The organism is Leisingera sp. CC-HEC096, from assembly GCF_059429235.1.
In genome coordinates this window covers 117,910-129,535 of the sequence record NZ_JCAIJS010000003.1, presented here as the reverse complement: position 1 = coordinate 129,535, position 11,626 = coordinate 117,910, and the positions used below count along the sequence as shown (strand labels likewise).

General features: G+C 60.3%; 4 protein-coding genes and 1 pseudogene. 3 read left to right on the top strand and 2 right to left on the bottom strand.

Annotated elements, in window-relative coordinates:
* The first annotated feature begins 95 nt into the window (after positions 1-95).
* From AC5STI_RS19225 to AC5STI_RS19215, 3 genes and pseudogenes are all read left to right on the top strand, one after another.
* Positions 96-1,148 (top strand): efflux RND transporter periplasmic adaptor subunit, encoded by a 1,053-nt coding sequence (locus AC5STI_RS19225; RefSeq protein WP_495447878.1) that lies wholly within the window; start codon positions 96-98, stop codon positions 1,146-1,148.
* A 10-nt stretch (positions 1,149-1,158) separates the two neighbouring features.
* Positions 1,159-4,200, top strand: coding sequence for an efflux RND transporter permease subunit (locus AC5STI_RS19220; protein ID WP_495447877.1), 3,042 nt, complete (start codon positions 1,159-1,161; stop codon positions 4,198-4,200).
* A 327-nt stretch (positions 4,201-4,527) separates the two neighbouring features.
* Positions 4,528-4,920, top strand: a pseudogene (locus AC5STI_RS19215) (IS5 family transposase); the annotation flags it as partial.
* A 483-nt stretch (positions 4,921-5,403) separates the two neighbouring features.
* Here the strand turns inward: AC5STI_RS19215 and AC5STI_RS19210 are convergent.
* Both AC5STI_RS19210 and AC5STI_RS19205 read right to left on the bottom strand, forming a co-directional pair.
* The gene (locus AC5STI_RS19210) at positions 5,404-9,132 is read right to left on the bottom strand and encodes an HYR domain-containing protein (protein WP_495447876.1); all 3,729 of its coding nucleotides are present in this window, start codon (positions 9,130-9,132) and stop codon (positions 5,404-5,406) included.
* 1,033 nt (positions 9,133-10,165) lie between these two features.
* The gene (locus AC5STI_RS19205) at positions 10,166-10,957 is read right to left on the bottom strand and encodes an alpha/beta fold hydrolase (RefSeq protein WP_495447875.1); all 792 of its coding nucleotides are present in this window, start codon (positions 10,955-10,957) and stop codon (positions 10,166-10,168) included.
* Positions 10,958-11,626 lie beyond the last annotated feature (669 nt).

Genomic DNA, 11,626 nt, shown 5'->3' with positions numbered 1-11,626 from the left:
GTCCCGGCATCTTGACTTGCACCAGAGCTTCCACCGCCTGTAACTGTCACGTGACGCGGAACAGCAAGAGAACTGCCCCAACAGGAGTGATACGCATGCGCTTGCCCAACTCATTTGCATTTGCCGTGGCCTTGGCTGCGGGGTTTGGCGCCTTGCCTGCTGCTGCCATGGCCCAAGAGGGTCTGAAACCGGTCAAACTGCTGCAAACTTCCTCGGAAGCATTGCTTATGGAACGGCAGTTTTTTGGCCAAGTGGCGGCCAAGCAGACAGTGGACCTTGCGTTTCAGGTTTCCGGGCAAATCTTAAGATTTCCAGTAACTGAAGGCAGTGCAGTGGCAAAGGGCGGTTTGATTGCAGAGCTTGACCTGGAACCGTTCGAACTGCAGCTGGAGCAGGCGCAACTTAGAAAGGAACAGGCTGACCGCACCGTAGCGCGCCTGAAAAACCTGACTGGCACCGTCAGCCAGGTCTCAATCGACGACGCCGAGACCGAGGCAGGGCTGGCACGTGTGGCGCTGCGCGATGCGGAGTATGAATTCGAGCACGCCACCCTGGACGCGCCCTTTGATGCGCTGGTGTCCAGCCGCGAGGTGGAGCAATTCACCACCGTCAGTTCGGGGGCTCCCATCGTGCGGCTGCACGACATGTCTGAACTGTACATCAAAGTTGATGTGCCCGAAGTCCTTTTCCAAAGAGCGGAGGAAAGCGATATTCTGACGATTTCCGCAAACTTCCCTGGCCAGGAAACTGAGTATCCGCTGGAAATTCTGGAATATGACGCCGAAGCCAGCAGCGTCGGCCAGACCTATCAGGTGACATTCCGCCTTACCCCGCCTGAAGACCGCCAAATCCTTCCGGGAGCATCTGCAACTGTGAACGTGCGCGTGAACACCGGCGATACAGGCATCAGAGTGCCCGCCACTGCTTTGGTTACTGCAACCGATGGCAGCACCGGTGTGATGGTCTTTTCGCCTGCGGGCGCTGCGGAGGGCACCGTCGCATGGACCAACGTGAAGGTTGAAGCCACTCAGAACGGAGAGTTCCGCGTGGCGGACGGCCTTGCCGGAGATGAAGAGATCGTGCTGACGGGAGGCGGCGCGCTGAAAGACGGTCAGCAAGTCAGACGCTTTACTGGCTTTGGGAACTGAGGGCAGGCTGATGGACATTGCACGCGGGTCGATCAACCGGCCTCTCTATACCTGGATCATCATGCTGGCTGCTCTGCTTGGCGGCATCTGGGGTTTCCTGAATTTGGGCCGCCTCGAAGATCCGGCCTTCACCATCAAATCTGCGGTCATCGCGACACAGTATCCCGGTGCCAACAGCGAACAGGTTGCGCGCGAAGTCTCCGAGCCCCTGGAATCCGCGATCCAGAAAATGGGCGAGGTCAAGCTGATCACATCCGTGAACCAGCCTGGCTTTTCCCTGATTGAAGTGGAAATGCAGGATACTTTCGACGGCACCGAATTGCCTGCCATCTGGACCAAACTGCGTGCGGAAGTCCGCGATGCCGCCCGCGCTTTGCCCGAGGGCGTCAGCCAGCCCGTTGTGAACGACGGTTTCGGCGATGTGTTCGGCCTGTTCTATGCGGTGACGGCGCAAGGTTACACGGACGCCGAAAGGCATGATCTGGCAACCTACTTGCGGCGTGAGCTGCTGACGGTGGACGGGGTGGCCGATGTTGAAATCGCGGGATTGCCGCAGGAGGCGATCTTTGTCGAACCCACGCTGGCTGTTTCGGTCAATCAGAATGTTCCGATTGACGCGGTGAGCAGTGCTCTGGCCTCATCCAACTCGGTCCGCTCAGCCGGCAGCCTCGACGCAGGGCCTGCAGAAACCCTGATACGTGCGCCCGAAGGTTCGGACTCTGTCTCCGAAATTCAGGGCCTTGCGATTGGCTGGCAGGGCGAGGTGGTCAACGTGATCGACATGGCCGATGTGCATCGCGGCCGCATTGACAACCCGGATCTGATCATCCGCTTTGACGGGGTTGAAGCGTTCACCCTCGGTATTGCTGGCCTTGCCACCGAGAACATTGTCGAAGTGGGCAAGAACGTTGACGCCAAGCTGGCCGCACTGGACAGCCAGATCCCCTATGGTGTCGATCTGAAACCGATCTACCAGCAGCATGTGGTGGTCGAGCAGGCCTCGAACGACTTCCTTGTGAACCTCGCCATGTCGGTGTCCATCGTGGTGATCGTGCTGGCCTTGTTTATGGGTTGGCGTGCGGCTGTTGTTGTGGGCACCACCCTGCTGCTGACCGTGGTGGGCACGCTGTTCTTCATGAACATGTTTTCGATCGAGATGGAGCGGATTTCGCTCGGCGCTTTGATCATCGCCATGGGGATGCTGGTCGACAACGCCATTGTTGTCGCAGAGGGGATGCAGATTGCCATGCTGCGCGGCAAGTCCTCGCGCGAGGCGGCGCATGATGCGGCTTCGAAAACCCAGATTCCGCTGCTCGGCGCCACGGTGATAGGCATCATGGCCTTTGCCGGCATCGGTCTCAGCCCGGACGCTACCGGCGAGTTTCTGTTCTCGCTGTTTGCGGTGATTGCCATTTCGCTGCTGCTCAGCTGGTTCCTGGCACTGACGGCTACGCCGCTGCTGGGCCACTATTTCTTCAAGCAGGGCAAGGAGGGGGACAGTGATGCCTATGGTGGTATCCTGTTCCGCACCTACGGCGCAATTCTGCGGGCGTCGCTGAAGCTGCGATGGATAGTCGTCGCTGGGCTGATCGCCGTCACCGTGGTCTGCTTTATCGGGTTCGGACAGGTGCGGCAGCAGTTCTTTCCGGATTCAAACACGCCGCTGTTCTTCGTCCACTACAAGCTGCCGCAGGGTACCTCGATCCAGACCACCTCTGAGCATCTGAAAGTGTTCGAGGACTGGCTTACTGAACGCGAAGACGTGGTTTCTGTGGCGTCCTTTACCGGTCAGGGCGCAACACGTTTCATGCTGACCTATTCCGCCGAAAAGCCGAATCCCAGCTACGGGCACCTCATCATCCGTACGGAAAACCTGGACGCAATCCCGCTTCTGCAGGCGGAGCTGGAAGAATTTGGCCAGGCCAAATTCCCCGAGGGTGAGTTCCGTACCAAAAGGCTTGTCTTCGGCCCCGGCGGCGGCGACCCGATCCAAGTGCGCTTTTCCGGGCCCGACCCCCGCATTCTGCGCAGTTTGGGCGAGGAAGCAATCCGGCGGCTGGAAGAGGCCTCGCCAAATATTCTGCTGCCGCGCCATAACTGGCGCGAACAGGAGCCGGTCCTGAAACCTGTCTACGCCACTGATCGCGCGCAGACCGCTGGTGTCACCCGCGAGAACATCGCCGACGCGCTGAAATTCTCCACTGACGGCCTGCAAATGGGCGTGTTCAGGGAGCGTGACCGGCTGATCCCCATTGTGGTTCGCCGCGCACCAGAGGATTCATACAATATCTATGATCAGGTCGTGTTCTCTTCCTCTGCCGGAAAGTTCCTGCCGCTGGAGCAGATGATCGACGGCATTGATGTTGAGGTGGAGAACACTCTGGTGCATCGCCGGGACCGGCTGCCGACGCTGACTGTCGGTGCGGACATCCCGCCGGACATGACCGCCGCGACCGTTTTTGCCGAGGTGCAGGAAACAATTGAGGCAATGCAGATACCGCCCGGCTACCTGATGGAATGGGGCGGCGAGCATGAAAGCTCGGGCGACGCCAATGAAAGCCTTGGCAAGCAGCTGCCGGTGACGCTCCTGATCATGGTGCTGATTTCGGTGCTTTTGTTCAACGCGATCCGCCAGCCGGTGATCATCTGGCTCCTGGTGCCGATGTCGGTGAACGGTGTGGTGATCGGGCTACTGGGCACGGGATTCCCCTTCACCTTTACCGCGCTCTTGGGGCTGCTCAGCCTGTCCGGCATGCTGATCAAGAATGGTATCGTGCTGGTCGAGGAGATCGATCTGGTACGCGAAACCGGCAAGCCGCTGCGCGAAGCCATTGTCGAGGCCTCGGTCTCACGTCTGCGCCCGGTAATGCTGGCGGCGGTGACCACTATCCTCGGTATGGCGCCTTTGCTGACTGACGCTTTCTTCGTGTCGATGGCAATCACTATCATGGGCGGTCTGGCCTTTGCCACTGTGCTGACGCTGGTGGCTGCGCCGGTTTTCTACCTGATCTTCTTCAGGGGTGTTGAAAGACGCGAAATGGCAGAGGCCTGATCATATCCTGCAACTCGACCATCAATGCCCCGGCGGAATGCGCCGGCGCTTCCCTGTCAGGATTTGTTCGCGGGCCAGTTTCGGTCTTTTTTGAGTTTCAAAGCCACAAGACCACCGGCCCGGAAAAAGCGATTGCGAAGGAATAGCTGCAATTCTAACAGACCGCTCCCTCTCAAGGACTTCCTGCCTGTTTTTCGGATGATCCCGCTCGGGATAGGTTGCCTGCATAGGCAGAGTTGAAGGCGCCTGCTGCGTTCCGAGGAGTCTAATTGCCACAATGCCAAGGGTGTTGCGCTTAGGCTCAGGACCCATTGATTTCCGCCAAGAGGCATGAGCACGAAGCTGCACGCCGTCTGCGACAGCCTGGGTCGACCGATCAGCTTCTTTGTCACTGCCGGGCAGGTCAGCGACTACATCGGCGCACGGGCATTGGTGAGCAGCCTGCCAAATGTCGATTGGCTGCTGGGGGATCGCGGATACGACGCTGTTTGGTTTAGAGAAGCGTTGAAAGACAAAGGGATACGCCCCTGCATCCCTGGCCGGAAGCAACGAAAGAAGGCTATCAGATACGACAAGCGACGATACAAACGGCGAAACCGCATCGAAATCATGTTCGGCAGGATCAAGGATTGGCGTCGGGTTGCAACCTGATGCGACAGGTGTCCCAAGGTGTTCTTGTCTGCCATCGCTCTCGCTGCAACCGTCATGTTCTGGTTATGAAACAATAACGTGTCCTGGCCCTAGAAAGCTTTTGGAACCGTCTGTTCGCTGCAGGTCTGCTGAAGACGCGGGACGCGCAGACACCGCCGCCTATTGCAGTCGCGGCCAATACCTCTGCATCAAAAGTGCGATGAAGTTCGCCCACATGTCACCGGAAATTTTTCAGTGCAGCAGGTTTCACCGAAGCGGTCATCGAAAACCTGCCTGCGCCATGATTTTCAATCCGCCATTCGCTGCGGCCTGCGTCAACAATCAAGACGCGGGAAAATGGCGCCGATCGCATATCAAGGGCAACTCACCGGAAAGGACGCCCCGGCAGGGCGGAATCAGCCGGGGCGTTCAGGAACTGGGTTCCGCGCCGATGGGACTGGGACGCGGCGGGCTGCGCCGGCTTGCCCCGCGGCCGGCAATCCAGAGATTGCGGCTGCCGCGATGCCGCAGACCTACGCGCTCGCTGCATCGCGTCCCAAGCGGGGCGGCGGATTAGAACGCGCGGGTGTAGCCGAAGCTGAGGCCGTAGCTCTCATAGCCCGCGCTGCCCAGACCGTCGTAGCGCAGCGCCACCGACAGTTCGCCGCCGTTGTCCCAGACCCGGGTGAGGCCGGCGTTCAGTTTGCCGCGCCAGCCCGAATAGGCGGGGAGCACGGTCTCGGCCACCGCGGTGCCGCTGGCGGAGGACCAGACGCCCGCGAACCCGCCGGTCAGCAGCAACTGCCCCGTTCCCAGCGCCACCGGCCGCGCCATGTCGAGGCCGAAAGATGCCTGGCGCAGGTGGATCTTCTGCGCCCCCACCAGATTGCCGAGGCTGTCGGTATAGGCCTTCTGCTCCTCGTTCGCATAAGCCGCGTCGAGATAGGGGGTAAGCCGGACGCCTGCGCGCTCCAGATCCCCCGCCAGGCGCAGCTGCGCCAGCACGCGGCTGGTGTCGAAGTCATCCTCGTAGGTGCCGAAGGGGGCGATGCTGTTGCTGGAGCGGCCGTAGAGCAGCCGCGCGCTGGCATAGAGGTGCTGCCCGTCCAGGCGTGCCACCGCGTAGGGCCCGGCCAGCCAGCCGGTGCCGCTGGCGGAGCTGGCGCCGTCGTCCTCGCTCTGGTGGTCAAACTGCAGCATCGCACCCAGCAGGAATCCGTCTTTCACCCGCAGATGGCCGCCTGCCGCGCCGAAGGCTTGGCGGCTGTCCGCGCTGCCGTTTTCGCTCCAGGAGCCGCGCAGCTGGAACCAGACTGGCTGGCCCGTCCGCGAAGCAAAGGCGAAACTGCCAACGCCTCTGGTCACCTGCGCCTGGGCCGTGCCGCTGCCTGCGCCTGCCTGCGACAGAAAGCTGGTCAGTTCGGGCTGATTTGCAATCAACTGGTTAGCGCGGCTGTAGAGGAATCCTGCGATCTTTTTCTGGGTTTCGGTCACCGTCGTGTCCGCAATCACCAGCGTGTTGGAAGCGGTGGTATCATTCCCTGCCGCATCTTCAGCTGCGCCTGCGGGCACTTGCACGCGGATTTCACCGCTGCCGGTTGCGCGCAGCTGCGCCTCGTAGATAGCGCCGGAGCCGCTCAGCCCGGTCACCGCCGCGTTGCTTGCGGAGATGTCCGCGGCGGTGAAGCCGGTCACATCCTCGCTGAAGGTCACGGTGAGCGTGAAGCTCTCCTGATAGCTGATGCCGTTGACCGGGCCTCCGCTGATCACCACGTCCGGTGCAGTGGTGTCAACCGTGGCAGTGGCGCTGGCGGTTGCCGAGCCAGAACCTGTGGCGGTTGAAACGGTCACATCGCCGCTGGGTTGTGCGCTGGCCGAGGTCGCGCTGTAGGCGCCGGTTGCGCCGCTATCGGCGGCCAGCGGCCGCATCGGGCGCGCCGCTGCGGTTGCAGCCGCGGTGGTCTCGACATGAGAGCCGTCCGGGAAGGTGACCGTGACCAGCGCACCAAGCGCCGCTGTGCCGGTGACGGTGACGGTCCCATTGCCATTTACGGTGATATCGCTGATCGTCGGATCGGGCAGCGGGGAGCCATCTTCGACCGTGACGGTAAAGCTGACCTGCACCGCCGCATTGCCGTCGCTGTCGGTGGCGTCCATGGTCACCGTGGTCTCGCCCACAGGGAAGTCGTAGGTGCCGGTCAGCACGGTGCCGTCGACCGCGTAGGTGATCGCCGGATCCGTGCCGCTGTCATCGCTGACGGAGCCAAGACCGGTCACATCCAGCGAGACGCTGCTTTCACCAGCAGCCGCGGTTGCGGTCTGATCCTCCGGCGCGGTCAGCACCGGGGCCTCGTTGCTGGACACAGTCACGATAAAGCTGACCTGCACCGCCGCATTGCCGTCGCTGTCGGTGGCATCCATGGTTACCGTGGTTTCGCCCACCGGGAAGTCGTAGGCGCCGGTCAGCACCGTGCCGTCCACGGCGTAGGTGATCGCCGGATCCGTGCCGCTGTCATCGCTGACGGAGCCAAGACCGGTCACATCCAGCGAGACGCTGCTATCACCAGCAGCCGCGGTTGCGGTCTGATCCTCCGGCGCTGTCAGCACCGGGGCTTCGTTGCTGGACACAGTCACAGTAAAGCTGACCTGCACCGCCGCATTTCCATCGCTGTCGGTGGCGTCCATGGTCACCGTGGTTTCGCCCACCGGGAAGTCGTAGGTGCCGGTCAGCACGGTGCCGTCCACCGCGTAGGTGATGGCAACTGTGTTATCCGCATTGTCCGCGCTGGATCCCAGACTGGTCACGTCGAGAGCGGCGCTGGCTTCACCCGCAGCGGCCTGGACCGTCTGGTTTTCCGGCGCGGTCAGCACCGGGGCCTCAGCGTCGCTGACGGTCACGGTAAAGCTCACCTCGGTGGCGGCATTGCCTGCCGCGTCGGAGGCGTTCATGGTGACGGTGGTGTCTCCAATGGGGAAGTCATAGGCACCGGTCAGGGTGGTGCCGTCCACGGCGTAGGTGATCGAGGGCGTCACACCCGAGTTGTCCGCCACGGAGCCGAGCGCGGTCACATCAATCGAAGCGGTGGCAGCGCCTGCATCCGCGCTGGCGGTCTGTCTGCCGGGCGCGGTGAGGACCGGCGCCTCGGCGTCGCTGACGGTGACGGTGAAGCTGACTTCGGCGGCGGCGTTGCCTGCCGCATCGGAGACGTTCATGGTGACGGTGGTGTCTCCAATGGGGAAGTCATAGGCACCGGTCAGGGTGGTGCTATCCACCGCATAGGTGATCGAGGGCGTCACGCCCGAGTTGTCCGCCACGGAGCCGAGCGCGGTCACGTCAATCGACGCGGTTGCGGCGCCTAAGTCCGTGCTAGCGGCCTGGCTTCCGGGGGCAGTGAGCACCGGGGCTTCGGCGTCGCTGACGGTGACGGTGAAGCTTACCTCGGTGCCGTCATTGCCTGCCGCGTCGGAGGCGTTCATGGTGACGGTGGTGTCTCCAATGGGGAAGTCATAGGCACCGGTCAGGGTGGTGCCGTCCACGGCGTAGGTGATCGAGGGCGTCACGCCCGAGTTGTCCGCCACGGAGCCGAGCGCGGTCACGTCAATCGACGCGGTTGCGGCGCCTGCGTCCGTGCTGGCGGTCTGGCTGCCGGGCGCGGTCAGCACCGGGGCCTCAGCGTCGCTGACTGTGACGGTAAAGCTCACCTCGGTGGCGGCGTTGCCTGCGGCGTCGGAGGCGTTCATTGTCACCGTGGCTTCCCCGATTGGAAAGTCGTAGGCGCCGGTGAGCGTGGTGCCATCCACCGCATAGGTGATCGTGGGGGTCCCGCCAGCGTTGTCCGCAACCGACCCTAGCGCGGTCACATCGAGCGAGGCGACCGCCGCGCCCGCATCCGCGTTGGCGGTCTGGTTGGCGGGGGCGGTGAGAACCGGGGCCTCGGCGTCGCTGACGGTGACAGTGAAACTCACCTCGGTGGCGGCATTGCCCGCGGCGTCGGAGGCGTTCATCGTGACCGTGGTGACGCCGATCGGGAAGTCAAAAGCGCCGGTGAGGGTGGTCCCGCCCGCGGCGTAGGTGATTGATACGGAAGTGTCGGTGTCGTCACTGCCGGAGCCGAGCGACGTCACGTCAAGCGAGGCCGTAGCCGTGCCGGTGTCGGTATTCGCGGATTGATCGGCCGGCGCGGTCAGGACCGGGGCGGTGGTGTCGGTCAGTGGTGTCGTGGTGTGGCCGTTGGTGCTGAATTCGTGATTGCCCACGGAAAGGCCGTCTGCGTCCTCCGCGAGGGTGAAGGAGAAACCCATGTAGGTGTCGTCTGCAAAGGTCCCGTCGGCGCCATTCTGAACCAGATTGGAAATATGCGATACGTTTGCCCCAATACAGCTGGCGATGGCACTTTCGGTTATTGCGGGGGCGCTGTTATTAATTGAGCCTGCGCTGAAACGCGCCCCGCCCGCAACGTAAGTTAAATCTACGGAGACATACCCGTTTTCGAGATTGGCATCAATATATGAATCAATAGCGCAGCCATTACTGCCTGTGTAGTAATTGTTGTAGCCAGCATCTGCGTTCGTGAACGCGAATCCGAAGGACGGCACGAGGCTCAGCAAGGTCAAGCTGCCAATGCGTGCAAAATAATCAAGTTTCAATTTAACGCTCCAAAACCACGGTTTTCCGCAACTCCACTCCTTAGCCCGGGAAAGGCTACTCAATTGTTAACAAGGTAAGCATGCAGAGCATCTTTCCGCGGTAAAAATGTCGTAAAAAATCAATACCATGGCGCGAACTCCTGGCCCTGGTTCGCGGTTCGCTCATCGGGTTACGCGGCGTTAATTGCGCCATTTGGCCGTTATGAGGTTCAGGTGGGGCGGTCCCGAAAACGGCAATTTGGGTTGGATTGCAAGCAACCGCAGCTCAAGGATCCAGGCCGCGCGTTCCGCCCAAGGGAGTGACATGGCGTAACAATACTCCGCCGCTTCACGTCCTATTCTGGTTTTTGAACGCCTGACCAAAGGGTTGAAAACATGACGGCAAACAGTCGTCCGATGACCTACGTGGGCCTGGACGTATCCATCAGAAAAAGAAATGGTGAGGTGTGATTGAGCAAAGCGGCCATTCGGCTAGCCGCAGTGAATTCAAGCTCCGTCCCGCATCCTGTGAATTTGAGCTTTCCTTGTTGCTGCGTGATTCATGAATGGCCGGATCTCCCGCTGCGCCGCGAAACGAGAATTTGTGCGCGTGCAGAAAAACCGGCAATGTGCGCGCATACAGAAGAAACTCGAGAGATCCGGTATGGGCTCACTGCCGCCATGCGGCGGCAGTGAGCCCAATTAGTCCCTAAGTTAAGGCACTTAGGACAATCGGATTAATTACATCCGGTTTAGTCATCGCTGCCATGTGACCACCGTGCTCAATCTGCTTGAAGTGCCATTCAGGAATGTGCTCTTTCATCAGCTCGACTATCTCACGAATGGACCGGACCGTATCACTTGCTGATATAACAGTCGTATCGTTGGGCAAATCCCTCTGCCATTCAGCAAATGACTTTACCTCATTCATCACCGCATCCCATTCATGGAAGTTTGGAACTAAAGCGCGTGCGAATTTGGCTTTTCGATCAGCAGGCATAGCATCCCAGCTTCCAGCGCCGGTCCAGTAATCCGCAAACACTTCAGCGGCGGCTTCCCATGCCCCGGATTTCCCATTGGACTTGATCGTATCCCGCAAAATGACCGCTTCTTGGTAAGCTTCGGACCGTCCTGATTTTTCCAGAAGATAGAATGGATTAGGCTCGATGAGGACCAAACGGTGAACTTTGTTCTTGAACATAGCAGCCGCCATCATCGCAACACTGCCGCCGAATGAGTGTCCAACGATCGAAACCTTGCCAGCTCCTTTAGGCAAAAGGGGTTCGATTAACCTAGCGTGGTCCGCCAGTCGTTGTGTGCCATCAACTTCCCATGACCGGGTGTCGCCATAGCCAAACAGGTTGATTGCAATGGTATGGAAATCGTTAGCAAGCGTCTCCATCAGGCGCCGCCATTGTTTTGCACCTGCAACACTTGAGTGAATAAGGATTACCTTTTCGCCACTTCCCAATTCGATGAAGTCGGTCTCTTCTAGCTTCATTGTCAGCCTCCAAATGGCTTAATCAACTAGATGTAACATAAGACTGGTAAATTCAGAACAAGCCCAGGATCCGGCGAACCCTCATCGGCAGCTTCGTCCGGCCGCCTGGTCACGCGATGCCAGCTTCATGCTGCGCCCTTGACGTGAGGCAGTTTTCGGTCGCGGCAGCGCGGCGAAAATTGCGCCCTGATCTGGCTACTGGCATGGATTTGCAAAGCGTGCATTCTGCGCTCCGCTGCCCCCTGCGCATACCGCAGCATCACATGAGGCAGCTTAGCCCTGCCGCGGTTCCGCTTCCGGGAAGAGACCCAGATGTTTCGCACGCGCAGCATCGTTGGCCCAGGGTCTTCGGTCTACGGCCGCTTTGGGCTGCCTGCTGTCATTCACGCCTGGTGCGGCGAATGCCCGGTCAGAGCTCATTTTACCGATCTAGCATTTGCAGCAATTTGCATTTGCAGCGAATTTGCGCAAGTTATGCCAACCCAAAGCCGGTTAGGAGGGAACGCAGAAACTGTTGCACGGCGGCCTGCAAAACCCGACCTTGCTCCACTTCGGAGCACGATTGAAACTGAGATCAGGCGACTAAGAATAGAGAGCCTTTAACAGAAGCGTCAGCGCGGGCCTTCTAAGAAGTCGGAAATGTACACAGAATATGCATCGGCCAGAGGT

Excerpts from the sequence above, each read along its gene's own strand:
- AC5STI_RS19210 (WP_495447876.1), bottom strand. The coding sequence starts at position 9,132 with ATGGGTTTCTCCTTCACCCTCGCGGAGGACGCAGACGGCCTTTCCGTG.
- AC5STI_RS19225 (WP_495447878.1), top strand. The coding sequence starts at position 96 with ATGCGCTTGCCCAACTCATTTGCATTTGCCGTGGCCTTGGCTGCGGGG.
- AC5STI_RS19205 (WP_495447875.1), bottom strand. The coding sequence starts at position 10,957 with ATGAAGCTAGAAGAGACCGACTTCATCGAATTGGGAAGTGGCGAAAAG.
- AC5STI_RS19220 (WP_495447877.1), top strand. The coding sequence starts at position 1,159 with ATGGACATTGCACGCGGGTCGATCAACCGGCCTCTCTATACCTGGATC.